Below are 23,492 nucleotides of genomic sequence, written 5' to 3' on the forward strand. Positions count from 1 at the left end.
CAGGCCGCGATCACACTGCAATCCCGGCGCAATGCAAGGCTGGTTTCCGCACCGAATCCGAACAACAAACAACGCAACAAGGAGCTCGTCATGACGTCCGCAACTGCCACCGCCACCGTGGAACGCGCGATCGCGTGGTTCGACATTCCGTCCCTCGATTTCGACCGGGCGATCCGCTTCTACGAAACCGTGCTGCAGACGACGCTGCAGCGCGCAGTCATCGGCGGCGTGCCGATGGCCACGTTCGACCGCGACGCATCGAGCACGGGCGGCAGCATCGTGTTCGATCCGCAGCAGCTGAAGCCGAGCGCGAACGGCGTGCTCGTCTACCTGAACGCCGGCGAATCGGTCGTCGCGGCGCTCGACCGCGCGAAGCGCGCGGGCGGCGTCGTGCAGGGCTCGGTCGTCGAGCTGCCGAACAACTACGGCTACGTCGGCTACCTGATCGACACCGAAGGCAACCGCGTCGGCCTGCACGCGCCGAAATGCCACTGAGCGCAGCGGCCGTCGGGCCCGCGCGGCGCTATCATCGCGAAGTCCCCACTGCCGCTGGATTCGAGGTGCCGTCATGACGCGCCGTGCCGACCGCCTGTTCCAGATCGCCGAGCTGCTGCGCGGCCGTCGTCTCACGACCGCGCAGCAACTGGCCGACTGGCTGTCGGTGTCGCCGCGCACCGTCTATCGCGACGTGCGCGACCTGCAACTGTCAGGGGTGCCGATCGAAGGCGAAGCCGGCATTGGCTACCGGCTGAACCGCAACGCCAGCCTGCCGCCGCTCACGTTCACGGCCGAGGAGCTGGCGGCGCTCGCCACCGGCGCACGCATGCTCGAAACCTGGGGCGGTGCGCGCTTCGCGAGCGGCGCGCGCTCGGCGCTCGCGAAGATTGCGTCGGCGATGCCGGCCGACAAGCGCACGGCGCTCGACCGCCTGCCGGTGTTCGCGCCGTCGTTCCACATCGACGAGACGTTTTGCGCGAAAGTCGACGCGATCCACCAGGCCATCGACACGCGCCACGTCGTCAGCTTCGACTACCGCGACCGGCTCGGCGCGCATTCGCAACGCCGCGTGTGGCCGCTCGGGCTCGTCTACTGGGGCGGGCGCTGGACGATCGGCGCGTGGTGCGAGCTGCGCGACGATTTCCGCACCTTCGACATCGCGCGGATGGGCGACATCACCGTGCACGAGCAGTTTCCGGACATGGAAGGGCGGCGGATCGCCGACTACATGCGGATCGCGGAAGCGCCGATGCGCTGACGCGGCACGACGGCGGGTGCGATGCGCGCCGCCGCCGTTCATCTTCCGGGCCACCGTGCAGCGCCCGGCCGCCCCGCCCTACCCGCCGAACACCACCGTCCGCTTCGGCCGCTCGTCGACGTGCAGCGAGAACACGTCGGGCCGCGCGTAATGCCCGACCACGTCGAAGTCGTAGCGCGCCCGCACGAGTTCGTCGGTATCGATGCGCGCGGTCACGAGCCCGGCTTCGCCGATCAGCGGCTCCGTCAGCAGGTCGCCGAGCGGCCCGACGATCACGCTGCCGCCGCGAATCAGCGGCCGCTCCGGATCCCAGCCCGGCACGTCGATGCCGAGCGCGCGCGGCGAAGGCTGCACCTGGCACGCGCTGACGACGAAACAGCGCCCTTCGTGCGCGATGTGCCGCATCGAGCTCTGCCAGACGTCGCGCTCGTCGACGGTCGGCGCGCACCAGATCTGCACGCCCTTCGCGTACATCGCGCAACGCAGCAGCGGCATGTGGTTCTCCCAGCAGATCGCGGCGCCCGCGCGGCCCGCGGCCGTGTCGACGACGGGCAGCGTCGAGCCGTCGCCCTGCCCCCAGATCAGCCGCTCGGTGCCGGTCGGCATCAGCTTGCGGTGCTTCGCGACGAGCCCGTCGCGCGGATCGAAGAACAGCGCCGTGCAGTACAGCGTGCTGCCGCCGCGCTCGATCACGCCGACCACGAGGCTCGCGCCCGTGCGCTGCGACAGCGCGGCCAGCTCGTCGGTTTCCGGCCCCGGCACGTCGATCGCCTGCGCGGCGTAGCGCGCATACGCGTCGCGGCCTTCGGGCAGCCGGTAGCCGAGCCGCGTGCCGAAGATCTCGCCTTTCGGATAGCCGCCGAGCACGGCCTCGGGCAGCACGACGAGCGACGCGCCGCTGTCGCGGATCGCGGTTTCGTAGCCGAGGATCGTGTCGAGCGTGGCGCGCGTGCCGGCGGGCGATGCGCCGATCTGCAGCGCGGCGATGACTGACGTGGACATGAAGGCGTCTCCGGTGAATGGGGTAACGCCATCTTTATCGATATGATGTCATCGATCAAATCGATAGAACGATAAGTGTCATGAATGCAGATGATATCGCCGGCCTCGACCTGAACCTGCTGAAAGTGTTCGAGGCGCTGTACGAGGAAGGCGGCGCGAGCCGCGCGGCGCTGCGGCTCGGCCTCACGCAGTCGGCGGTGAGCGCGGCGCTCGCGCGGCTGCGCGTGATCTATGCCGATCCGCTGTTCGTGCGCACCGGCCGCGGGCTCGCACCGACGCCACGCGCGGACGAGCTGAAGCCAATCCTGTCCGACGCGCTCGACCGTTGCCGCGAAAGCCTCGCGATCGCGGCCGACGGCGGCGACCGCATCGGCCGCACGATCTCGATCGGGCTGTCGGACGACTTCGAGATCGCGCTCGGCCGCGCGCTGATCGACGCCGTCGCACGGGAAGCCGCCGGCATCCGGCTGATCTTCCGGCAGACGCACAGCGGCATCGCCGGCGACGCGCTGCTGCGACACGGCGTCGACCTTGCGATCACGTCGGGCGGCTTCTCGGCGAACGGGCTCAGCCGGCGCGCGATCGCGACGGGCGGCTATGCGTGCCTGATCGATCCGGCCGCCCGTGAGCGGCCACCGCGCACGCTGACGCTCGCCGATTTCCTGCGGCGCGACCACCTGCTCGTATCGTCGGGCGGCGTGATCGGGATCGTCGACGAGGCGCTGGCCACGCTCGGCCACAAGCGGCGCGTCGCGGCGTCGACCACGCATTTCGCCGCGTTGCCGTACCTGCTCGCCGGTTCCGACGCCGTCGCGACGATTCCCGCGCACGCGGCGCGCGCGATCGCGCAATCCACCCCGCTGCGCGCGCTCGCCTGCCCGGTCGACTTGCCGCACTACCCGGTCGAAATCGGCTGGCGCACGAGCACGCAGCGCGACCCGGCGATCGTGCGCGTACGCGACACGATCGCCGCGTGCGTCGCCCATCTCGTCGCGCCATGATCGCCGCCGAAGCCGCCGAGGATCACGTTGTAGAGCGAGCGGTGCATCGCGTGGCACATGATGTCCGACAGGATCGCGCCCGACGAACCGACGACGGGGCCTGCGATGATCGGCGTCGCATTGTTCAGCGAGAAGCCGATGCCGGCCCGTCCGGTGTCGCCGCGTATCGGCAACCCAGACGAATTGAAAGGGTCCGATTCGTTTAGCGCAGCGACCGGCAGCGTTCGGGCGCAACCGGTAAAATGCCGAACCATGAAACCCGAAATCTGGACCCCGCATGTGACGGTCGCCGCGCTCGTCGAGCACGCCGGCCGCTTTCTCATGATCGAGGAAGAAACCTCGTCGGGCCTGCGCATCAACCAGCCGGCAGGCCATCTCGAAGCCGGCGAAACGCTGGCCGACGCCGTGATCCGAGAAACGCTCGAGGAAACCGCGCACCCGTTCACGCCCGACGCGCTCGTCGGCGTCTATCTCGCGCACTACGACCGTCCCGGCACCGCCGGCGCAACCTACCTGCGCTTCACGTTCTGCGGCGCGGCCAGCGAGCCGATCGCGGGCCACGCGCTCGACGACGGCATCGTCCGCACGCTGTGGATGACCGCCGACGAACTGCGCGCGTGCGGCGAGCGCCATCGCTCGCCCGCGGTGATGCGCTGCGTCGACGATTACCTCGCCGGGCGGCGCATTCCGCTCGATTTCGTGCACACGCATTCGGTCGCGCCGCGCCCCGAAGCATTCGAACGTCAGGTGGTCAACAAATGAGCAAGCGCCGTGTAGTGGTGGGCATGTCGGGCGGCGTCGATTCGTCGGTGACCGCGTGGCTGCTGAAGGAACAGGGTTACGACGTGGTCGGCCTGTTCATGAAGAACTGGGAAGACGACGACGACGGCGAATACTGCTCGACGCGCCAGGACTGGATCGACGTCGTGTCGGTGGCCGACCTGATCGGCATCGACGTGGAAGCCGTCAACTTCGCGGCCGAATACAAGGACCGCGTGTTCGCCGAGTTCCTGCGCGAATACTCGGCCGGCCGCACGCCGAATCCCGACGTGCTGTGCAACGCCGAGATCAAGTTCAAGGCGTTCCTCGATCACGCGATGTCGCTCGACGCGGAAATGATCGCGACCGGCCACTATGCGCGCGTGCGCGAGCGTGACGGGCGTTTCGAACTGCTGAAGGCCTTCGATCATACGAAAGACCAGTCGTACTTCCTGCACCGGCTGAACCAGGCGCAGCTGTCGAAGACGATGTTCCCGCTCGGCGAGATCTCGAAGACGAAGGTGCGCGAGATCGCCGCGCAGATCGGGCTGCCGAACGCGAAGAAGAAGGATTCGACCGGCATCTGCTTCATCGGCGAACGGCCGTTCCGCGATTTCCTGAACCGCTATCTGCCGACCAAACCGGGCCCGATGAAGACGCCGGACGGCAAGGTCGTCGGCGAGCATATCGGCCTCGCGTTCTATACGTTCGGCCAGCGCAAGGGCATCGGCCTCGGCGGCAGCAAGACCGGCAACGGCGATCCGTGGTTCGTCGCCGCGAAGGACATCGCGTCGAACACGCTGTACGTCGTGCAGGGCCACGATCATCCGTGGCTGCTGGCGCGCGAGCTGGTCGCGGGCAACGTGAGCTGGGTCGCCGGCGAACCGCCGGCCGAAGGTTTCGCGTGCGGTGCGAAGACGCGCTACCGGCAGGCCGACGCGGCGTGCGCATTCGGTGCCGCCACGCCCGGCCCGGCTGGCGAGGCGCGCTTCTCGCTTGCGTTCGACGACGCGCAGTGGGCCGTCACGCCCGGCCAGTCGGCCGTGCTGTACGACGGCGAGATCTGCCTCGGCGGCGGGATCATCGAATCCGCGCTGTCCGGCAACACGCAGGCGAACGAAGCACCGGCCCTCGCACTCGCCCGCTGACGCGCTGCCGCCGGCGCCGCGCAAGCGGGGGCCGACCGGACGCGGCCGCGCCGTTCACCGCATGTTCCGCACCGACGCGTCGTAGCGCTCGCGCGCCGCGTCCAGCTCGGGAAAATGGCGCTCGGCCCAGCGGTCGAGCGCCACGAGCGTCTCCACGAGCGACCCCGCCACCGCCGTCAACCGGTACTCGACGTGTGCGCGCCGCGCGGCCACCGCGATGCGTTCGATCAGCCCGTTGCGCTCCAGCTCGCGCAGCGTCTGCGTCAACACCTTCTGGGAAATCCCGCCGATACGCTTGAGCAGCTCGCCATTGCGCAGCGGCCGTTCGGCCAGCGCCGGCAGGATCAGCAGCGACCACTTGCCGGCGACCAGCGCGAGCGCATCGCGCGCCGAGCAGTCCGCCGCGTAGACGTCGCCGGGAAATGCCATGGTTACCTCCGGGTGCGTGATTGCGCGGCCCCACCGCCGCCGGCCATCATCGTCGCACACTCCCGGAGCCCGCCATGCATGCGCTGATCGTCGTTGCCCATCCCGAACCGCAGTCGTTCAACGCCACCCTCGCCGGCGCGGCGGCCGACGCCTGGCGCGCGGGCGGCCACGCCGCGACGGTCGCGAACCTGTACGCAGACGCGTTCGACCCGTGCGAAGCGCCGCACCATTACGCAGACCGGCTCGACACCGCCCGCTTCGACACGCAGCGCGAGCAGCGCCATCACTGGGAACGCGGCACGCTCGCGCCCGAGATCGCGCATCACGTCGGCCTGCTGAAGCAAGCCGATGCGCTGATCCTGCAGTTCCCGCTGTGGTGGTTCGGCGCGCCCGCGATCCTGAAGGGCTGGATGGATCGCGTATTCGTCTACGGCGGCCTTTACAGCAGCCGGCAGCGCCACGATCGCGGCGTGCTGCAAGGGCGGCGCGCGTTGCTGAGCGTCACGACCGGCTCGTCGGCCACCGCCTGCGCGCCCGATGGCCGTGAAGGCGATACCCGCCTGCTGCTGTGGCCGATCATGTACGCGCTGCGCTACGTCGGCTTCGACGTGCTCGAACCGCACCTGATCCACGACGTCCGCGGCGGCCTGGCGGCCGATGCCGCGCAGCGGCAGGACGCGCGCCTCGCACGCTGCCTCGCCGACTACCGCGCGCGGCTGCGCGACTGGCCCGCGTGGCCGCGCGTGCCGTTCAACCGCGACGAGGACTTCGACGACGACGCCAGGCTAAAGCCCGGCACCCCGGCGTACAGCCCGTTCATCCGCCCGGCCGAGGCCGGCCGGTAGCCGCCGGCTCGGCAACGCGAGCTTCACGACACCCGTAGTAGACTCTCGACCATCGTGGGCACCGGCGGCGGCGGGTACGGCACGGGCAGCATGCCCGCCGGGCCTGCGCGATGCCTCGGGCGCCGACCTGCCGGCCGCCGCGCGATCCAGGCGACGTGACGGCCATCCAGACAATTACGATGGAGTCCCCATGTTTTCCCGACGCTATATCGCGATGTGGTGCGCGGTCCTGCTGTTCGTGGCCGTCGCGGCGCTCGCCGCCCGGCACACGATCGCGTGGCTGTGGCTCGTGATCCCGGCCGCGCTCGTCGCGCTCGGCCTGTACGACCTGAAGCAGGACCGCCACGCGATCCTGCGCAACTACCCGCTCTGGGGCCACTTCCGCTTCCTGTTCGAATTCATCAGACCTGAAATCCGCCAGTATTTCGTCGAGGACGACACCGACGAGAAGCCGTTCTCGCGCGCGCAGCGCAGCCTCGTCTACCAGCGCGCGAAGAACGTCGCCGACAACCGCCCGTACGGCACCGAGCTCAACGTGAAGGCCGTCGCGCACGAATGGATCAGCCACTCGCTCGCGCCGACGAAGCTGCCGAACCACGATTTCCGCATCCGCGTCGGCGCGAACCGCGCGCAACCGTACGACATTTCGATCTTCAACATCTCGGCGATGAGCTTCGGCTCGCTGTCCGCGAACGCGATCCGCTCGCTGAACCTCGGCGCGAAGAAAGGCGGATTCGCGCACGACACCGGCGAAGGCTCGCTGTCGAAGTACCACCGCGAAAACGGCGGCGACATCATCTGGGAAATCGCGTCCGGCTACTTCGGCTGCCGTAACGACGACGGCACCTTCAACCCCGACAAGTTCGCGAAGCAGGCCGCCGATCCGCAGGTCAAGATGATCGAGGTGAAGCTGTCGCAGGGCGCGAAGCCCGGCCACGGCGGCGTGCTGCCGGCCGCGAAGATCACGCCGGAAATCGCCGAGACGCGCGGCGTGCCGATGGGCAAGGACTGCATCTCGCCCGCGACGCATTCGGAGTTCTCGACGCCGCGCGGGCTGCTCGAATTCGTCGAACGGCTGCGCACGCTGTCGGGCGGCAAGCCGACCGGCTTCAAGCTGTGCATCGGCCATCCGTGGGAATTCTTCGGGATCGCGAAGGCGATGCTTGAAACCGGCATCGTGCCGGACTTCATCGTCGTCGACGGCGCGGAAGGCGGCACGGGCGCGGCGCCGCTCGAATTCACCGACCACGTCGGCGTACCGCTGCAGGAAGGGCTGCTGCTCGTGCACAACACGCTCGTCGGGATCGGCGTGCGCGATCGCGTGAAGCTCGGCGCGAGCGGCAAGATCATCACCGCGTTCGACATCGCGCGTACGCTCGCGATCGGCGCGGACTGGGTGAACTCGGCGCGCGGCTTCATGTTCGCGGTCGGCTGTATCCAGGCGCAGCACTGCCACACCGATCGCTGCCCGACCGGCGTCGCGACCCAGGACCCGGTGCGCCAGCGCGCGCTCGTCGTGCCCGACAAGGCCGAGCGCGTGTACAACTTCCACCGCAACACGCTGCATGCGTTGCAGGAACTCGTGCAGGCGGCTGGCCTCGCGCATCCGTCCGAGCTGCGCGCGCATCACATCGTGCAGCGGGTCGCGCCGCATGAAGTGCGGCTGATGTCGCAGTTGCTGAAGTACCTGAAGCCCGGCGCGCTGCTCGACGGCAACACCTGCGGCTTTACGCTGTACGACAAGTGGTGGCCGATTGCGCGCAGCGATTCGTTCACGCTCGGCGAAGCCGTGTACGCGTCGATCGAATGACGCGGGCCGCCGCGGGGCGGCGCGGCAAAAAGAAAAGCGCCCCGCGGGGCGCTTTTCTTTTGTCTGCCGAATGCGTGAAACGCGTGAATGCGTCGCGTGCGGCTCAGTTCTGCGGCAGCGTGTCGGCGAACGACGGCCGCTGCAGCAGCTTCGCGAAGTGCTTGTCGAGGTTCGGGTGGCGATCGCGCCAGTTGAGCTCGGGCATCCGGAAGTCGAGATAGCCGAGCGCGCAGCCGAGTGCGATGTCGGCGAGCGTGTAATGATTACCGACGCACCACGTCTTGCCGCCGAGACCCTGCGACATCGCGACGAGGCCGTCGTCGATCTTGCGTTGCTGGCGCGCGATCCAGCTCGCGCTGCGCTGCGCCTCGTCGCGCATCGTATGTTCGACGCGAATCGTAACCGCCGCGTCGATCACGCCGTCGCCCAGCGCTTCCCAGCACCGCACCTCGAGGCGCTCGCGGCCCGACGGCGGAATCAGCTTGCCGACCGGCGACAGCGTATCGACGTATTCGCAGATCACGCGGGAATCGAACACCGCGGCACCATCCTCCATCACGAGGCACGGGACCTTGCCGAGCGGATTCGAGGCATGAATATCCGTCTCCGGCGCCCACACGTTCTCGAGCTCCAGCTTGTAGTCGATCTTCTTTTCAGCCAGCACGATCCGCGCCTTGCGGACGTACGGGCTGCTGAGCGAACCGATTAATTTCATCATCTGCCTTTTTAAGGGAACCGCCGAGAGTATACGTTGTCGCCGATCATAACCGGCCAGCGTCGCGCGACAGAAAATCGCCCGGACGGCCTGTGGATGGTTTGCAACAACCGCCGCGCGGGCCTTCCAGGGCGGCTTCCCGCCCCCTCTCTCACGCACGGCGTCCCGCGGCGCTACAATCGCACGAATGAACGCGCCCCTCGATACCGCCATCGCCGTCGACGTCTACCGCCAGCGCCGTGAACGCGTGCTTGCCGCACTGCGTGCCGCCGGCGGCGGCGTCGCCATCGTCCCCACCGCGCCCGAAGTGCCGCGCAATCGCGATACGGACTATCCGTACCGGTTCGACAGCTACTTCCACTACCTGACGGGCTTCAGCGAGCCGGATGCCGTGCTCGTGCTGAACGCGGCCGCGCCGCACGGCGGGCCGGAGTCGATCCTGTTCTGCCGCGCCAAGAACGCCGACCGCGAGATCTGGGAAGGCTTCCATTACGGGCCCGAAGCCGCGCGCGATGCGTTCGGCTTCGACGCGGCGTTCGCGGTCGACGTGATCGATACCGAGATGCCGCGCCTGCTCGCCGACGCGGGCACCGTGCACTACCGGTTCGGCGCATCGGCCGACTTCGAGCGCCGGCTCGCGGGCTGGCTCGACGCGGTGCGCGCGCTGGCGCGCACGGGCGTCGCTGCACCGGACGCGCTGCTCGACCTCACGCCGCTGCTCGACGACATGCGGCTCGTGAAGGACGAGCACGAGCTCGCGATCATGATGCGCGCCGCGCACATCTCCGCCCTTGCGCACCGCCGCGCGATGCAGGCGTGCCGCCCCGGTATCCGCGAATACGAACTCGAAGCCGAATTGTTGTATGTGTTCCGCAAGCACGGCGCGCAGTCGCCCGCGTACGGCTCGATCGTCGCGGCCGGCGCGAACGCGTGCGTGCTGCACTACCCGGCCGGCAACGCGGCCGCGCAAGATGGCGACCTGATCTTGATCGACGCCGCGTGCGAACTCGACGGCTACGCGTCGGACATCACGCGCACGTTCCCGGCCAACGGGCGCTTCTCGCCCGCGCAGCGCACGCTGTACGACATCGTGCTCGCCGCGCAGCAGGCCGCGATCGACGCGACGCGCGCCGGCGTGCCGTTCGAGGCGCCGCACGACGCCGCCGTGCGCGTGCTCGCGCAGGGGCTGCTCGACACCGGTATCCTCCCGAAAACGCGCTTCTCGAACGTCGACGACGTGATCGCCGAGCGCGCCTACGCACGCTTCTACATGCATCGCACCGGCCACTGGATCGGCATGGACGTGCACGATTGCGGCGACTACCGCGAGCGGCTCGCCGAGCGTGACGGCAACGGCGCGCTGCCGTGGCGCACGCTGAAAGCCGGCATGACGCTGACGATCGAGCCCGGCCTGTACGTGCGCGCCGCCGACGACGTGCCGCCCGAGTACTGGAACATCGGCATCCGCATCGAGGACGACGCGATCGTGCGCGAGCACGGCTGCGAGCTGATCACGCGCGGCGTGCCCGTCGCGGCGGACGAGATCGAAGCGCTGATGCGCGCGGGCGCATGACCGGCTGCCGCCGACCGTTACCTCCGTTTCACGAATCAAGATGACGACCGCCTCCTCCCCGGCCACGCCGGACTACGATCTCGCCATCGTCGGCGCGGGCCCCGTCGGGCTCGCGCTCGCCGGCTGGCTCGCGCGCCGCAGCGCCACGCAGCACGCATCGATCGCACTGATCGATGCACGCGAACCGGCCGCGAGCGCGAACGATCCGCGCGCGATCGCCGTGTCGCACGGCAGCCGCGTGCTGCTCGACACGCTCGCGTGGCCCGCCGACGCGACGCCGATCGAACATATCCACGTCTCGCAGCGCGGCCATTTCGGCCGCACGCTGATCGACCGCGACGAACACGACGTCGCCGCGCTCGGCTATGTCGTGCGTTACGGCTCGCTCGTGCAGGCGCTCGCGGGCGCCGTGCGCGGCACGCGCGTCGACTGGCTCACGTCGACCACCGCGCGCGCGCCGCAGCAGGATGCCGACGGCGTTACGCTGACGCTCGACGGCCCGCAGGGCGAGCGCACGCTGCGCGCACGCGTCGTCATCAATGCGGAAGGCGGGCTGTTCCATGAACAGCAGGCCGACGCCGGCAAACATCGCCGCGACTACGGGCAGACCGCGCTCGTCGGCACGGTCACGGTATCGGCGCCGCGCCCGAACGTCGCGTGGGAACGCTTCACGCACGAAGGCCCGCTCGCGCTGCTGCCGCTCGGCGGGCCGCGCCAGGCCGAGTACGCGCTCGTCTGGTGCTGCACGCCCGACGAAGCGGCGCGCCGCGCCGCGCTGCCCGACGATGCGTTCCTGCGCGAGCTCGGCCGCGCATTCGGCGAACGCATGGGCGACTTCGTCGCGATCGCGGGCCGCGCCTCGTTCCCGCTCGGCCTGACCGCCGCGCAAACGCTCGTCAACGGCCGCGTCGCGATCGTCGGCAATGCCGCGCAGACCCTGCACCCCGTCGCGGGCCAGGGACTCAACCTCGGGCTGCGCGATGCGCATACGCTCGTCGACACGCTGTCCGCGCAAGGCTTCGAAGCCACCGCGCTCGCCACCTTCAACGCGCGCCGCGCACTCGACCGGCGCTTCACGATCGGCGCGACCGACACGCTGGCACGCCTGTTCACGATCGACTCGGGCCCGCTCCCGCTGCTGCGCGGTGCGGCGCTCACCGCGCTCGAGTTCGTACCGCCGCTCAAGAAGGTGATCGCGCGACAGATGATGTTCGGCCAGCGCAACTGACCCGCGGCGCGCACAGTCGCGCCGCTCAAACCGGGTCAAATCGGCGGGGCATGGGAATACGGTAAAATGCGCGTTTCCGTCTGCCCTTTCCCTGCCCGCGCCCGCCGCGGGCGGTGCCATTGCGATGCCCGTTATCGGCCCTCACGTATTGCGTAACAACCTGTTCGTCGCCCCGATGGCCGGCGTGACGGATCGTCCGTTCCGCCAGCTCTGCAAGCGGCTGGGCGCCGGTTACGCCGTGTCCGAGATGGTCGCGTCCAACGCGCAGCTGTGGAAAAGCGCGAAGACGATGCGGCGCGCGAACCACGAAGGCGAGGTGGAACCGATTGCGGTCCAGATCGCCGGCGCCGATCCGGCGATGATGGCCGAAGCGGCCCGCTACAACGTCGACAACGGCGCGCAGATCATCGACATCAACATGGGCTGCCCGGCGAAGAAGGTCTGCAACGTCGCGGCCGGCTCCGCGCTGCTACAGAACGAGCCGCTCGTGCAGCGCATCGTCGAGGCCGTCGTCGCGGCGGTCGGCACGGGGCCCGATGCGGTGCCCGTCACGCTGAAGATCCGCACCGGCTGGGATCGCGAGCACAAGAACGCGATCACGGTTGCGCGCCTGGCCGAAGCCGCCGGCATCTCGATGCTCACCGTGCACGGCCGCACGCGCGCCGACCTGTACCGCGGCGACGCCGAATACGACACCATCGCCGCCGTGAAGGCGGCGGTGCGGATTCCGGTGGTCGCGAACGGCGACATCACGTCGCCCGCGAAGGCGAAGGCCGTGCTCGACGCCACCGGCGCCGACGCGCTGATGATCGGTCGTGCCGCGCAAGGTCGGCCGTGGCTGTTCCGCGAAATCGATCATTTCCTGCAAACCGGCGAGCTGCTGCCCCCGCCGCGGATCGACGAGATCCAGCACGTGATGAACGAACACCTGGAAGACCACTACGCTTTCTATGGTGAATTCACGGGAGTCCGTACTGCGCGCAAGCACATCGGCTGGTACACTCGCGGCCTTTCCGGTGCCAACGGGTTCCGGCACAGGATGAACACGCTCGATTCCACCCGCGAGCAGCTCGCCGCCGTCAATGCCTTCTTCGAGGCGCAAAAGGCGCTGTCGGACCACCTCGTCTACGTCGATGACGAAGAGGAAAACGGCCAGGGCGAGTCGGACGACCATAACCAGTTAGCAGCATGAGCAAGCACAACATCGAACAATGTGTCCGCGAGAGCCTGGACGTGTATTTCCGGGATCTAGACGGCTCCAATCCGCACGACGTCTATGAAATGGTGATGTCCTGCGTCGAAAAGCCGATGCTCGAGGTCGTGCTCGTACAGGCCGGCGGCAACCAGTCGCTCGCCGCGGAGTACCTCGGCATCAATCGCAATACGCTGCGCAAGAAGCTGCAGCAGCACGGCCTGCTGTAGGCGGCCGTCCCGTCCCCGTTTCCCTGGCTATTGGTGGTTCCATCATGATCAAGCAAGCGCTCATTTCCGTTTCCGACAAGACCGGCATCGTCGACTTCGCGAAGTCGCTGTCCGACCTCGGCGTCAAGCTGCTGTCGACGGGCGGCACCGCGAAACTCCTCGCCGACGCCGGCCTGCCCGTGACCGAAGTGGCCGATTACACGGGCTTCCCGGAAATGCTCGATGGGCGCGTGAAGACGCTCCACCCGAAGGTGCACGGCGGCATCCTCGCCCGCCGCGACCTGCCCGAGCACATGCAGGCGCTGGAGCAGCACGGCATCCCGACGATCGACCTGCTCGTCGTGAACCTGTACCCGTTCGTCGCGACGATCGCGAAGGACGACTGCACGCTCGCCGACGCGATCGAGAACATCGACATCGGCGGCCCGACGATGCTGCGCTCGGCCGCGAAGAACCACCGCGACGTGACGGTCGTCGTCGATCCGGCCGACTACGCGGTCGTGCTCGATGAAATGAAGGCGAACGGCAATGCGGTCGGCTACGCGACCAACTTCCGCCTCGCGACGAAGGTGTTCGCGCACACCGCGCAATACGACGGCGCGATCACGAACTACCTGACGAGCCTGACCGACGAGCTGAAGCACGCGTCGCGCAACGCGTACCCGGCCACGCTGAACCTGGCGTTCGACAAGGTGCAGGACCTGCGCTACGGCGAGAACCCGCACCAGAGCGCCGCGTTCTACCGCGACCTCGCGACGCCGGCCGGCGCGCTGGCGAACTACCGCCAGCTGCAGGGCAAGGAACTGTCGTACAACAACATCGCCGATTCCGACGCAGCGTGGGAATGCGTGAAGACGTTCGACGCACCGGCCTGCGTGATCATCAAGCACGCGAACCCGTGCGGCGTCGCAGTCGGCAACGATTCGGCCGACGCATACGCGAAGGCATTCCAGACCGACCCGACGTCGGCATTCGGCGGCATCATCGCGTTCAACCGCGAAGTCGACGAAGCGGCTGCCCAGGCCGTCGCGAAGCAGTTCGTCGAAGTGCTGATCGCCCCGTCGTTCTCCGACGCCGCGAAGCAGGTGTTCGCCGCGAAGCAGAACGTGCGCCTGCTCGAGATCGCGCTCGGCGACGGCCATAACGCATTCGACCTGAAACGCGTGGGCGGCGGCCTGCTCGTGCAGTCGCTCGATTCGCGCAACGTGCAACCGAGCGAGCTGCGTGTCGTCACGAAGCGCCAGCCCACCGCCAAGGAAATGGACGACCTGCTGTTCGCATGGCGCGTCGCGAAGTACGTGAAGTCGAACGCGATCGTGTTCTGCGGCAACGGCATGACGCTCGGCGTCGGCGCAGGCCAGATGAGCCGCGTCGACTCGGCGCGCATCGCGAGCATCAAGGCGCAGAACGCCGGCCTGACGCTGGCGGGTTCGGCAGTCGCATCGGATGCGTTCTTCCCGTTCCGCGACGGCCTCGACGTCGTCGTGGCAGCCGGCGCGACCTGCGTGATCCAGCCGGGCGGCTCGATGCGCGACGACGAAGTGATCGCGGCGGCCGACGAGCACGGTATCGCGATGGTCCTGACGGGCGTGCGCCACTTCCGTCACTGATCGCATGCGGCCCGCGCGGCCGCAGCACGACGACCCGGCGGCATCGCACCCGCCGGGTTTTTTATTGCACGGCGCCCTCGCGCACGACCTGGCGACCGGCTTGCCGCACCAATCGTTGTAGTATCGCTGCATCACGCCACTCTCCTCACTCATGCGAATTCTCGGCATCGACCCCGGCCTGCGCGTCACCGGCTTCGGCGTCATCGACGTCAGCGGCCACCGGCTCGCCTATGTCACGAGCGGCGTGATCCGCACGCCGACGGCCGACCTGGCCACCCGGCTCGGCACGATCTTCCAGGGCGTCTCGACCATCGTGCGCGAGCACGCCCCCGACCAGGCCGCGATCGAAAAGGTGTTCGTCAACGTGAACCCGCAGTCGACGCTGCTGCTCGGCCAGGCGCGCGGCGCCGCGATCTGCGGCCTCGTCGCGGGCGGCCTGCCCGTCGCCGAATACACGGCGCTGCAGCTCAAGCAGGCCGTGGTCGGCTACGGCCGCGCGACCAAGACGCAGATGCAGGAAATGGTCACGCGGCTGCTCAACCTCTCCGGCCAACCGGGCTCCGACGCGGCCGACGCGCTCGGCATGGCGATCTGCCACGCGCACGGCGGCGATACGCTCAGCACGCTCGGCGGCCTCGCGCCGGCACTCGCGAAGAAAGGGCTGCGCGTGCGGCGCGGGCGGCTGGTCGGCTGACGGCGGCGCGCATCGCGGCCCGGCACGTCGGCTCGACTGCGTTGGCCACCTTGGCTGCGCTGACCACCTTGATCGCTTTACCCGCGCCCGACGCGCCCGCGACACGCGCCGCCCCGGCCTGATGGCCGATCCCGTCGGCATCGCGCCGCACGTGCGCTACACTCGCGCTTTCTTCCTCGCATCAAGCCATCCATGATCGGTCGCATCGCCGGCATCCTGCTCGAAAAGAACCCGCCCCACCTGCTCGTCGACTGCAACGGCGTCGGCTACGAGATCGACGTGCCGATGAGCACCTTCTACAACCTGCCGCAAACGGGCGAGCGCGTCGTGCTGCTCACGCAGCAGATCGTCCGCGAGGACGCGCACCTGCTGTACGGCTTCCTGACGCCGCAGGAGCGCACGACCTTCCGCGAGCTGCTGAAGATCACCGGCATCGGCGCGCGCATGGCGCTCGCCGTGCTGTCCGGCATGAGCGTGCAGGAGCTCGCGCAGGCCGTGACGATGCAGGACGCCGCGCGCCTCACGCGCCTGCCCGGCATCGGCAAGAAGACGGCCGAACGCCTGCTGCTCGAACTGAAGGGCAAGCTCGGTGCCGATCTCGGCGCGCTCGCCGGCGCTGCGTCGCCGTCCGACCACGCGACCGACATCCTCAACGCGCTGCTCGCGCTCGGCTATTCCGAAAAGGAAGGCCTCGCCGCGATCAAGAACGTGCCGGCCGGCACCGGCGTATCCGAAGGCATCAAGCTCGCGTTGAAGGCGCTGTCGAAGGTCTAACGCCCGCGTGACGCGCTGCCGAGCGGTGCGTTGAAGCCAGTGTCGCGCAGCCGCGCGACGCTCGCCAGTCGGCCGTTCGGCCAGGTGGGCGGGACCGCGGCGCGCGGTACAATGGCCGCATGATTGAAACCGACAAACTCGCCACCGAGCAGCGGATCATCGCCGCCACGCCCGCCTCGTCGCACGAGGAGGTGTTCGAACGTGCGCTGCGGCCGCGCCAGCTCGACGACTACGTCGGCCAGGAAAAGGTGCGCGGCCAGCTCGAGATCTTCATCGAAGCCGCCAAGCGCCGCTCCGAGCCGCTCGACCACGTGCTGCTGTTCGGGCCGCCGGGCCTCGGCAAGACGACGCTCGCGCACATCATCGCGCGGGAGATGGGCGTGAACCTGCGCCAGACGTCGGGCCCCGTGCTCGAGCGCGCGGGCGATCTCGCCGCGCTGCTGACGAACCTCGAAGCGAACGACGTGCTGTTCATCGACGAGATCCACCGGCTGTCGCCGGTCGTCGAGGAAATCCTGTATCCGGCACTCGAGGATTACCAGATCGACATCATGATCGGCGAAGGCCCGGCCGCGCGCAGCGTGAAGCTCGACCTGCAGCCGTTCACGCTGGTCGGCGCCACCACCCGCGCCGGGATGCTGACCAACCCGCTGCGCGATCGTTTCGGGATCGTCGCACGCCTCGAGTTCTACGATGCCGATCAACTGTCGCGCATCGTGCGGCGTTCGGCATCGCTGCTGAACGCGCAGATCGATCCGAACGGCGCGCTCGAAATCGCGAAGCGTTCGCGCGGCACGCCGCGGATCGCGAACCGGCTCCTGCGCCGCGTGCGTGACTTCGCGGAAGTGAAGGCCGACGGCCAGATCACCGCGGCCGTCGCCGATGCCGCGCTCGCGATGCTCGACGTCGATCCGGTCGGCTTCGACCTGATGGACCGCAAGCTGCTCGAGGCGATCCTGTACAAGTTCGACGGCGGCCCGGTCGGCATCGACAACCTCGCGGCGGCGATCGGCGAAGAGCGCGACACGATCGAGGACGTACTCGAGCCGTACCTGATCCAGCAGGGCTTCCTGCAGCGCACGCCGCGCGGGCGCGTCGCGACGCTGCTCACGTATCGCCACTTCGGGCTTTCCGTGCCCGACACCGGCCGCACCGAACGCGGCGAGTGGGATATCCCCGACGGGAAGTAACCCGTCGCCCGAGCCGCCCCGCCATGACGACGCCACCCAGCTCCCGCCCCGCCGCCCCCGCACCGGGCCCGCGCTGGGCCGAGCCGATCCGCAAGCGGCTCGTGGCCGGCGTCACGCACCTGACCGTGGGCGGCGGCGGCCCGTCACTCGACCTCTCTTCACCGCCGGGAGACCCGGGGCTGTTCGGTCCCGAGGCCGTCTGCTGGCGTGTGCATGCCGACTTCACGTCGATGATGACGGGCGGCATCGCGGCGCTGCTGCTGCAGGCGCTCCACCCGCTCGCGCTCGCAGGCGTCTGGGATCACTCGTCGTTCCGCACCGACATCCTCGGCCGCTTGCGACGCACCGCCACGTTCATCACCGGTACGACGTTCGGCAGTCGCGCGGACGCACTTGCGCTGATCGAACGCGTGAAATCGATCCACGCGCACATCTCGGGCACCGCGCCGGACGGCCGCCCATACCGCGCCGACGATCCGGCGTTGCTGACCTGGGTGCATGTCGCGGAAGTGTCGAGTTTCCTCGCCGCGCACCTGCGCTATGTGAATCCCGCGCTGCCGGGCGCGTTGCAGGACCGCTACTACGCCGAAACGGCATTGGTCGCCGAGCTGCTCGGCGCACACGAGGTGCCCCGTTCGCGTGCCGAGGTGGCCGCCTATCTCGCGCGCATGCAGCCCGAGCTCGAGGCCGGGCCGCGCACGTTCGACGTGATGTCCATCCTGCTGAACGTGCCGGTCGCGAAGCCCGCGCTGCGGCCGGCCGCGTCGCTGGTGATGCATGCAGGCATCGACCTGCTGCCGCCGTGGGCGCAACGCATGCTCGGCGTGTCGGCGTTCGCGCCGCTGCGCCGTGCGCTGGTCCGGCCGGGTATCCGGGTCGTCGCGCCCGTGCTGCGCTGGGCGCTCGTGAACGGCGCATCAAAACGTGCGCGCCGCCGCGCCACAGCGACGCCGCCCGACGGCACCCCGCCTGCCTGACGATTCGCTTCTTCTTATCATTTCAATTTACTGTCAAATATCTGTGACAAGCTGACGGGCTTGCACCCGCGCACGGTCGCACGTGCCGTACGTCCCGCTTGCCGTGACCCGCGCGGTGTCCCGCCCACCCGACCGACACCCGATGCCCGCGATGCCACGCCTGCCGATCCGTTTCGCCCTTGCCGCCAGCCTGTCCACCGTCTTCGCCCTCACCGCCTGCGGGGGCGACGATGTCACTGCCATCGCTCGTTCGGACGCGCAAACGCCGTCCGGAGGCACCCCGACCACGCCTGCCCCCACGCCGCCCGCCACCGTCACGCCGCGACCGGGCAAGTGGAAGGCCGCGCGCGCGGGCGACCTGATCGACGTGACGCTCGGCGACCTCCATCCGACGCAAGGCGCGATCGGCTACGACCAGATCTATTACAAGCTGGGCCGCTACGAACTGCAGCCCGACAAGAAATTCGACGACTTCTGCGCGGACGAAGGCCTCGGCGGCGTCGCGTCGAGCGGCTACACGGCCAAGTCGACGCTGCGCGAACCCGCGAGCTACACATGCACGACGACCGACGCGAACGCCCGCGACCGCTCGGTGCTGAACCCGGTCGTGATCGGCCCGAACGGCGATGCGCTGTACCTGACCGACGGCCACCACGGCCTGTCGGCCTACTACGAGACGCCCGACGGTGGCCCGGCGCTGCACGTGCACGTCGTCGTCAAGGACAACCTCAGCGACTACTCGGGCGACGCGTTCTGGCAGCAGATGCAGAGCCGCGGCTATCTGCGCCTCAAGAACGGAGAAGGCAAGGCGATCACGACCGCGCAACTGCCGACCGGGCTCGGCCTGAAACTCGGGATGACGAACGACCGCTACCGCTCGCTCGTCTATTTCACGCGCGACATCGGCTACAGCAAGCCCGCACAAGCCACCGACTATCTCGAGTTCTACTGGGCCGACTGGCTGCGCGCGCAACCGGGCACGTTCGCGCTCGCCGGCTATGACCTGACGCGCGCCGGCACGACCGACCCGGATCCGGCAAAGGCCGACACCGGCTATCTGAACGCGGTCTGGAATGCGTCGACGCGCATGGTCGCGGCCACGGACCCGGTGATCGACGGCAAGACGGGCGCCGACCTCGGGCGCGCGGACACGATCAACGGCGGGAAGAAATACAACAAGGGGGAATTCGACAAGCTGCGCCAGCCGATCACGGCGGACAAGCCCGGCAAGATCGCGTACGCGCTCGACTACAAGACGCGCCACGCGCTGCCGCAGTAAGCAGCCGGCACCACGCAGGAAGGAAGTCCCGGCCGGCGATGCCGGGTGGGCCTGCTGGCTCAGAGCACCTTGCGGTACCCGTCGTCGTCGCTCGTGGCGTCCAGGTGCGACACGTCGGCCCACTGCACGACCTGCGCGCGGCCATCGACGTAATCGACGACGTTGATGCTCGTGTTGAGCAACTGATAATTGCGCGGCGCCGACAGCTCGATGCCGTTCGCGAAACGATAGACGCAGTCGAGCACGCCGCCATGCGCGACGCACGCGATCCGGCCACCCGGATGCTCGGCGACGATCGGTTCGAGCGCATGCAGCACGCGATGATAGAACTCGCGCTGCGACTCGCCGCCCTCCGGCGCGAAGCCGGGGTCGCGCGTCTGCCAGGCCGCGTACGCGTCGGGGAACAGCGTCTCGATCTCGGCGCTGTCGTGCCCCTGAAACTGGCCGTACGAGCGTTCGCGCAGCCCTTCCCGCAGCCGCGGCGCAAGCCCGAGCGCGTCGGCGAACGGCTGCGCGGTCTGCCGCGCACGCATCAGGTCGCTCGAATAGATCGCGTCGAGCCGTGCACCGTCACGCGCGTCGCGCGCGAGCCGTGCGGCCAGCTTTTGTGCCTGCTCGAGGCCCGTTTCGGCCAGCGGGATGTCGATATGACCCTGGATGCGCTTGATGCGATTCCAGGCCGTCTCGCCATGGCGGATGAAAAGAATCTGCGTGGTGGCCATCGCGGCGTGTCTCCGGGGAAGAATCAGGGCCGCACTTGCAGCCAGAAGGTCACGGGGCCGTCGTTGACGAGCGACACCTGCATGTCGGCGCCGAACTCGCCCGTCTCGACGACCGGATGGCGCACCCGCGCGGCCGCCACGAAATAGTTGAACAGCCGCGCGCCTTCGTCGGGCGGCGCGGCCGGCGTGAAGCTCGGACGCAGCCCGCTGTTGGTATCGGCCGCCAGCGTGAACTGCGACACGAGCAGCAGGCCACCTGCGCGGCCCTCACCGTCGATATTCGACACCGGCAGGTTCATCTTGCCGGCGGCGTCGCTGAACACGCGGTAGCCGAGCATCTTCGCGAGCAGCTTGTCGGCCGCTGCGTCGGTGTCGCCGCGCTCCGCGCAGACCAGCGCGAGCAGCCCCGCGCCGATCTCGCCCGTCGTGCGGTCGCCGACGCGCACGTCGGCGCGCTTCACGCGCTGGATCAGCGCGATCATGCGGTCAGCGTGACGCGTGCGAAGCGGCGCTTGCCGACCTGCACGACGAACTCGCCGGCGTCGACCTTCAGGCCCTTGTCCGACACGGTCGCGCCATCGATCTTCACGCCGCCCTGCTCGATGTTGCGCAGCGCCTCGCTCGTCGACGGCACGAGGCCGGCCTGCTTCAGCAGCTGGCCGATCGCGAGCGGCGCGCCCGCGAGCGTGACCGACGGAATGTCGTCCGGCACACCGCCCTTCGCGCGGTGGTTGAAGTCCTCGAGCGCACGCTCGGCGTCGGCCTGCGAGTGGAAGCGCGCGACGATTTCCTGCGCGAGCAGCACCTTGAAGTCGCGCGGGTTGCGGCCGCCTTCGATCTCGCGCTTGAAGCCGTCGATCTCGTCCATCGGACGGAACGACAGCAGCTCGAAGTAACGCCACATCAGCGTGTCCGAGATGCTCATCAGCTTGCCGAACATGTCGTTCGGCTGCTCGCTGATGCCGACGTAGTTGCCCTTCGACTTCGACATCTTCTCGACGCCGTCGAGGCCTTCGAGCAGCGGCATCGTGAGAATGCACTGCTGTTCCTGGCCGTACTGCTTCTGCAGTTCCCGGCCGACCAGCAGGTTGAATTTCTGGTCGGTGCCGCCGAGCTCGAGGTCGGCGTTCAGCGCGACCGAGTCGTAGCCCTGCATCAGCGGGTACAGGAATTCGTGGATCGAGATCGGCACGCCGCCCTGGAAGCGCTTCGTGAAATCCTCGCGCTCGAGGATCCGCGCGACCGTGTAGCGCGACGCGAGCTTGATCATCCCGTCCGCGCCGAGCGGCATCGACCATTCGCTGTTGTAGCGGATTTCGGTCTTGTCGCGGTCGAGCACGAGCGCGGCCTGCTCGAAGTAGGTCTTCGCGTTCGATTCGATCTGTTCGCGCGTGAGCGGCGGGCGCGTCGCGTTGCGGCCCGACGGGTCGCCGATCAGCGACGTGAAATCGCCGATCAGGAAGATGACCGTGTGGCCGAGGTCCTGCAGCTGACGCATCTTGTTCAGCACGACCGTATGGCCGATGTGGATGTCAGGCGCGGTCGGGTCGAGGCCGAGCTTGATGCGAAGCGGCGTGCCCGTCGCCGCGCTGCGCGCGAGCTTCTGCGCGAACTCTTCCTCGACCAGCAGCTCGTCGACGCCGCGCTTCGTGACGGCGAGCGCATGCCGGACTTCGTCGGTGATCGGGAAAACAGGCTTGGAACTGGGTTCGGTGCTCATCGGTGCCAGGAGGAAATGTCGCAAAAACAGGGATTTTCCCATAACTTGCGCGCCCATCGCTTAACGGCGCGTCACGTTGCGCGGATAATCGGGCGCAAGGCGCGCGGCACCGGCCCGCGCCGCACGATCCAGGAGAACCCAACGTGCCGCAACGACAGCCGCAAAATGCCCATCCGGCCGACGGCATCTACTTCGGGCTGATGTCGGGAACCAGCATGGACGGCGTCGATGGCGTCGCCGTGCGTTTCGAGGCCGGCCGTGCGCCGGTCGTGCTCGCGGAAGCGTTCGTCGGCTTCGCGCAATCGCTGCGCGACGCGCTGTTCGCGCTGCAGCAGCCCGGCGACAATGAAATCGACCGCGAATCGCTCGCGGCGAACGCGCTGGTCGCGCGCTATGCGGTGTGCTGCCATGAATTGCAGCGCACGGCCGGGCTGTCGCGCGACGAGATCCGCGCGATCGGCGTGCACGGCCAGACCGTGCGCCATCGCCCCGAGCGCGGCTATACGCGGCAGATCAACAACCCGGCGCTGCTGGCCGAGCTGACCCAGCTCGACGTGATCGCCGATTTCCGCAGCCGCGACGTCGCCGCGGGCGGCCATGGCGCGCCGCTCGCGCCGGCCTTCCATGCGACGGTGTTCGGCGCGCCGGGCGAAACGCGCGTCGTCTGCAATCTCGGCGGGATCAGCAACATCACGATCCTGCCCGGCGAAGGCGGCGACGTGCGCGGCTTCGACTGCGGCCCTGCGAATGCGCTGCTCGACGAATGGGCGACCCGCCATCTAGGCAAGCCGTACGACGAGGGCGGCAAGTTCGCCGCGCGCGGCACCGTCCACGCGCCGCTGCTCGATGCGCTGCTCGACGAGCCGTATTTCGCCGCACCGCCGCCGAAAAGCACCGGGCGCGACCTGTTCAATCCCGCATGGCTCGACGCGAAGCTCATCGCGTTCGCGCAGGTCACGCCGGAGGACGTGCAAGCGACCCTTACCGCGCTCACGGCCGTGTCGGTCGCGCGCGAGATCGCGCAGCACGCAGCGGGCTGCAAGGCCGTGTTCGTCTGCGGCGGCGGCGCACGCAATCCGGTGCTGCTCGACGCGCTCCGGAACGCACTGCGCGAGGCCGGCGTGCCGGCCACGGTCGATACGACGGCCGCGCTCGGCGTGCCGCCGCAGCAGGTCGAGGCGCTCGCCTTCGCGTGGCTCGCGTACCGCTTCACCGCGCGCCAGCCCGGCAATCTCGCGACGGTCACGGGCTCAGCCGGCAATCGCGTGCTGGGCGCGCTCTATCCGCGCTGACGCGGCGCCTGCCGCACGGCGCGCGCCGCATCGCCAATGCGAACGGG

The 23,492-nt window shown here is 68.8% G+C and carries 24 protein-coding genes and 1 pseudogene; 18 read left to right on the plus strand and 7 right to left on the minus strand.

The window, feature by feature from the left end; translation table 11 throughout:
• Positions 1–90: 90 nt before the first annotated feature.
• Together LGM89_RS31230 and LGM89_RS31235 are read left to right on the plus strand one after the other, a co-directional pair.
• Complete coding sequence (locus LGM89_RS31230) at positions 91–495, plus strand: VOC family protein (protein ID WP_226275008.1); 405 nt, start codon at positions 91–93, stop codon at positions 493–495.
• Between the two features lie 73 nt (positions 496–568).
• Positions 569–1,255, plus strand: coding sequence for a helix-turn-helix transcriptional regulator (locus LGM89_RS31235; protein WP_089494110.1), 687 nt, complete (start codon positions 569–571; stop codon positions 1,253–1,255).
• A 78-nt stretch (positions 1,256–1,333) separates the two neighbouring features.
• On the opposite strand, the gene LGM89_RS31240 is transcribed toward LGM89_RS31235, so the two are convergent.
• Positions 1,334–2,257, minus strand: a complete 924-nt coding sequence (locus LGM89_RS31240; protein ID WP_046544957.1) for a carbon-nitrogen hydrolase family protein — start codon at positions 2,255–2,257, stop codon at positions 1,334–1,336.
• 80 nt (positions 2,258–2,337) lie between these two features.
• Between LGM89_RS31240 and LGM89_RS31245 the strand changes: the two genes are divergently transcribed.
• A complete protein-coding gene (locus LGM89_RS31245; RefSeq protein WP_089494109.1) occupies positions 2,338–3,258 on the plus strand; it encodes a LysR family transcriptional regulator in 921 nt (306 codons plus the stop codon).
• On the opposite strand, the pseudogene LGM89_RS31250 reads toward LGM89_RS31245, so the two are convergent.
• Positions 3,249–3,404 (minus strand): annotated as a pseudogene (locus tag LGM89_RS31250) (NAD(P)(+) transhydrogenase (Re/Si-specific) subunit beta); the annotation flags it as partial. The gene LGM89_RS31245 and the pseudogene LGM89_RS31250 sit on opposite strands and share 10 nt — an antisense overlap.
• Positions 3,405–3,510: 106 nt before the next feature.
• Between LGM89_RS31250 and LGM89_RS31255 the strand changes: the two are divergent.
• Positions 3,511–4,020 carry an NUDIX hydrolase gene (locus LGM89_RS31255; protein WP_226204359.1) on the plus strand — a complete coding sequence of 170 codons (510 nt, stop codon included), beginning with the start codon at positions 3,511–3,513 and terminating at the stop codon, positions 4,018–4,020.
• Positions 4,017–5,165, plus strand: coding sequence for a tRNA 2-thiouridine(34) synthase MnmA (gene mnmA, locus LGM89_RS31260; RefSeq protein ID WP_226275010.1), 1,149 nt, complete (start codon positions 4,017–4,019; stop codon positions 5,163–5,165). The genes LGM89_RS31255 and mnmA overlap by 4 nt, the downstream gene beginning before the upstream one ends.
• Before the next feature lie 54 nt (positions 5,166–5,219).
• On the opposite strand, the gene LGM89_RS31265 is transcribed toward mnmA, so the two are convergent.
• Positions 5,220–5,594, minus strand: coding sequence for a winged helix-turn-helix transcriptional regulator (locus LGM89_RS31265; RefSeq protein WP_089424511.1), 375 nt, complete (start codon positions 5,592–5,594; stop codon positions 5,220–5,222).
• Positions 5,595–5,668: 74 nt separating this feature from the next.
• On the opposite strand from LGM89_RS31265, the gene LGM89_RS31270 reads away from it, so the two are divergent.
• Positions 5,669–6,439, plus strand: a complete 771-nt coding sequence (locus tag LGM89_RS31270) for an NAD(P)H-dependent oxidoreductase (RefSeq protein WP_089494106.1) — start codon at positions 5,669–5,671, stop codon at positions 6,437–6,439.
• Between the two features lie 190 nt (positions 6,440–6,629).
• Positions 6,630–8,249 (plus strand): FMN-binding glutamate synthase family protein, encoded by a 1,620-nt coding sequence (locus LGM89_RS31275; protein WP_089494105.1) that lies wholly within the window; start codon positions 6,630–6,632, stop codon positions 8,247–8,249.
• Between the two features lie 103 nt (positions 8,250–8,352).
• Here the strand turns inward: LGM89_RS31275 and LGM89_RS31280 are convergent, their stop codons facing one another.
• Positions 8,353–8,967: a glutathione S-transferase family protein gene (locus tag LGM89_RS31280; protein ID WP_089455593.1), complete on the minus strand. Its 615-nt coding sequence runs from the start codon at positions 8,965–8,967 to the stop codon at positions 8,353–8,355.
• 184 nt (positions 8,968–9,151) lie between these two features.
• Here LGM89_RS31280 and LGM89_RS31285 point away from each other — a divergent pair, with 184 nt between their 5' ends.
• The 10 genes from LGM89_RS31285 (at position 9,152) to LGM89_RS31330 (ending at position 19,711) form a co-directional block, all read left to right on the plus strand.
• On the plus strand, positions 9,152–10,537 hold the full coding sequence (locus LGM89_RS31285) for an aminopeptidase P N-terminal domain-containing protein (RefSeq protein WP_226275012.1): 1,386 nt from the start codon (positions 9,152–9,154) through the stop codon (positions 10,535–10,537).
• Between the two features lie 40 nt (positions 10,538–10,577).
• Positions 10,578–11,765, plus strand: coding sequence for a UbiH/UbiF/VisC/COQ6 family ubiquinone biosynthesis hydroxylase (locus LGM89_RS31290; RefSeq protein ID WP_226275014.1), 1,188 nt, complete (start codon positions 10,578–10,580; stop codon positions 11,763–11,765).
• A gap of 124 nt (positions 11,766–11,889) precedes the next feature.
• Positions 11,890–12,957, plus strand: a complete 1,068-nt coding sequence (dusB, locus tag LGM89_RS31295; RefSeq protein ID WP_006497523.1) for a tRNA dihydrouridine synthase DusB — start codon at positions 11,890–11,892, stop codon at positions 12,955–12,957.
• Complete coding sequence (locus LGM89_RS31300) at positions 12,954–13,187, plus strand: Fis family transcriptional regulator (protein ID WP_006476892.1); 234 nt, start codon at positions 12,954–12,956, stop codon at positions 13,185–13,187. Before dusB ends, LGM89_RS31300 begins: the two co-directional genes overlap by 4 nt.
• Before the next feature lie 44 nt (positions 13,188–13,231).
• Complete coding sequence (gene purH, locus LGM89_RS31305) at positions 13,232–14,797, plus strand: bifunctional phosphoribosylaminoimidazolecarboxamide formyltransferase/IMP cyclohydrolase (protein WP_089460424.1); 1,566 nt, start codon at positions 13,232–13,234, stop codon at positions 14,795–14,797.
• A 151-nt stretch (positions 14,798–14,948) separates the two neighbouring features.
• Positions 14,949–15,491, plus strand: a complete 543-nt coding sequence (ruvC, locus tag LGM89_RS31310) for a crossover junction endodeoxyribonuclease RuvC (RefSeq protein WP_039361444.1) — start codon at positions 14,949–14,951, stop codon at positions 15,489–15,491.
• 192 nt (positions 15,492–15,683) lie between these two features.
• The gene (gene ruvA, locus LGM89_RS31315; protein WP_014898064.1) at positions 15,684–16,265 is read left to right on the plus strand and encodes a Holliday junction branch migration protein RuvA; all 582 of its coding nucleotides are present in this window, start codon (positions 15,684–15,686) and stop codon (positions 16,263–16,265) included.
• 119 nt (positions 16,266–16,384) lie between these two features.
• On the plus strand, positions 16,385–17,455 hold the full coding sequence (gene ruvB / locus LGM89_RS31320; protein WP_089494102.1) for a Holliday junction branch migration DNA helicase RuvB: 1,071 nt from the start codon (positions 16,385–16,387) through the stop codon (positions 17,453–17,455).
• Positions 17,456–17,478: 23 nt separating this feature from the next.
• Positions 17,479–18,432: an oxygenase MpaB family protein gene (locus tag LGM89_RS31325; protein ID WP_089494101.1), complete on the plus strand. Its 954-nt coding sequence runs from the start codon at positions 17,479–17,481 to the stop codon at positions 18,430–18,432.
• Between the two features lie 142 nt (positions 18,433–18,574).
• A complete protein-coding gene (locus LGM89_RS31330) occupies positions 18,575–19,711 on the plus strand; it encodes a ParB/Srx family N-terminal domain-containing protein (protein ID WP_413227489.1) in 1,137 nt (378 codons plus the stop codon).
• Positions 19,712–19,770: 59 nt separating this feature from the next.
• Here the strand turns inward: LGM89_RS31330 and LGM89_RS31335 are convergent, their stop codons facing one another.
• The 3 genes from LGM89_RS31335 to tyrS are packed head-to-tail and all read right to left on the minus strand — an operon-like array spanning position 19,771 to position 22,153.
• Positions 19,771–20,433 carry a histidine phosphatase family protein gene (locus LGM89_RS31335; RefSeq protein WP_089494100.1) on the minus strand — a complete coding sequence of 221 codons (663 nt, stop codon included), beginning with the start codon at positions 20,431–20,433 and terminating at the stop codon, positions 19,771–19,773.
• 23 nt (positions 20,434–20,456) lie between these two features.
• On the minus strand, positions 20,457–20,915 hold the full coding sequence (dtd, locus tag LGM89_RS31340; RefSeq protein ID WP_089494099.1) for a D-aminoacyl-tRNA deacylase: 459 nt from the start codon (positions 20,913–20,915) through the stop codon (positions 20,457–20,459).
• A complete protein-coding gene (gene tyrS / locus LGM89_RS31345) occupies positions 20,912–22,153 on the minus strand; it encodes a tyrosine--tRNA ligase (RefSeq protein WP_089424500.1) in 1,242 nt (413 codons plus the stop codon). Before tyrS ends, dtd begins: the two co-directional genes overlap by 4 nt.
• 143 nt (positions 22,154–22,296) lie before the next feature.
• Here tyrS and LGM89_RS31350 point away from each other — a divergent pair, with 143 nt between their 5' ends.
• A complete protein-coding gene (locus LGM89_RS31350; RefSeq protein ID WP_226275018.1) occupies positions 22,297–23,445 on the plus strand; it encodes an anhydro-N-acetylmuramic acid kinase in 1,149 nt (382 codons plus the stop codon).
• The last annotated feature ends 47 nt before the right edge of the window (positions 23,446–23,492 follow it).

Origin of the sequence: Burkholderia sp. AU31624, assembly GCF_020420065.1 — a bacterium.
Classification (GTDB): domain Bacteria; phylum Pseudomonadota; class Gammaproteobacteria; order Burkholderiales; family Burkholderiaceae; genus Burkholderia.

Bases quoted from the DNA above. Each gene is read 5' to 3' on its own strand.
- LGM89_RS31230 (WP_226275008.1), top strand. From the start codon at position 91: ATGACGTCCGCAACTGCCACCGCCACCGTGGAACGCGCGATCGCGTGG.
- LGM89_RS31235 (WP_089494110.1), top strand. From the start codon at position 569: ATGACGCGCCGTGCCGACCGCCTGTTCCAGATCGCCGAGCTGCTGCGC.
- LGM89_RS31240 (WP_046544957.1), bottom strand. From the start codon at position 2,257: ATGTCCACGTCAGTCATCGCCGCGCTGCAGATCGGCGCATCGCCCGCC.
- LGM89_RS31245 (WP_089494109.1), top strand. From the start codon at position 2,338: ATGAATGCAGATGATATCGCCGGCCTCGACCTGAACCTGCTGAAAGTG.
- LGM89_RS31255 (WP_226204359.1), top strand. From the start codon at position 3,511: ATGAAACCCGAAATCTGGACCCCGCATGTGACGGTCGCCGCGCTCGTC.
- mnmA (WP_226275010.1), top strand. From the start codon at position 4,017: ATGAGCAAGCGCCGTGTAGTGGTGGGCATGTCGGGCGGCGTCGATTCG.
- LGM89_RS31265 (WP_089424511.1), bottom strand. From the start codon at position 5,594: ATGGCATTTCCCGGCGACGTCTACGCGGCGGACTGCTCGGCGCGCGAT.
- LGM89_RS31270 (WP_089494106.1), top strand. From the start codon at position 5,669: ATGCATGCGCTGATCGTCGTTGCCCATCCCGAACCGCAGTCGTTCAAC.
- LGM89_RS31275 (WP_089494105.1), top strand. From the start codon at position 6,630: ATGTTTTCCCGACGCTATATCGCGATGTGGTGCGCGGTCCTGCTGTTC.
- LGM89_RS31280 (WP_089455593.1), bottom strand. From the start codon at position 8,967: ATGATGAAATTAATCGGTTCGCTCAGCAGCCCGTACGTCCGCAAGGCG.
- LGM89_RS31285 (WP_226275012.1), top strand. From the start codon at position 9,152: ATGAACGCGCCCCTCGATACCGCCATCGCCGTCGACGTCTACCGCCAG.
- LGM89_RS31290 (WP_226275014.1), top strand. From the start codon at position 10,578: ATGACGACCGCCTCCTCCCCGGCCACGCCGGACTACGATCTCGCCATC.
- dusB (WP_006497523.1), top strand. From the start codon at position 11,890: ATGCCCGTTATCGGCCCTCACGTATTGCGTAACAACCTGTTCGTCGCC.
- LGM89_RS31300 (WP_006476892.1), top strand. From the start codon at position 12,954: ATGAGCAAGCACAACATCGAACAATGTGTCCGCGAGAGCCTGGACGTG.
- purH (WP_089460424.1), top strand. From the start codon at position 13,232: ATGATCAAGCAAGCGCTCATTTCCGTTTCCGACAAGACCGGCATCGTC.
- ruvC (WP_039361444.1), top strand. From the start codon at position 14,949: ATGCGAATTCTCGGCATCGACCCCGGCCTGCGCGTCACCGGCTTCGGC.
- ruvA (WP_014898064.1), top strand. From the start codon at position 15,684: ATGATCGGTCGCATCGCCGGCATCCTGCTCGAAAAGAACCCGCCCCAC.
- ruvB (WP_089494102.1), top strand. From the start codon at position 16,385: ATGATTGAAACCGACAAACTCGCCACCGAGCAGCGGATCATCGCCGCC.
- LGM89_RS31325 (WP_089494101.1), top strand. From the start codon at position 17,479: ATGACGACGCCACCCAGCTCCCGCCCCGCCGCCCCCGCACCGGGCCCG.
- LGM89_RS31330 (WP_413227489.1), top strand. From the start codon at position 18,575: ATGCCCGCGATGCCACGCCTGCCGATCCGTTTCGCCCTTGCCGCCAGC.
- LGM89_RS31335 (WP_089494100.1), bottom strand. From the start codon at position 20,433: ATGGCCACCACGCAGATTCTTTTCATCCGCCATGGCGAGACGGCCTGG.
- dtd (WP_089494099.1), bottom strand. From the start codon at position 20,915: ATGATCGCGCTGATCCAGCGCGTGAAGCGCGCCGACGTGCGCGTCGGC.
- tyrS (WP_089424500.1), bottom strand. From the start codon at position 22,153: ATGAGCACCGAACCCAGTTCCAAGCCTGTTTTCCCGATCACCGACGAA.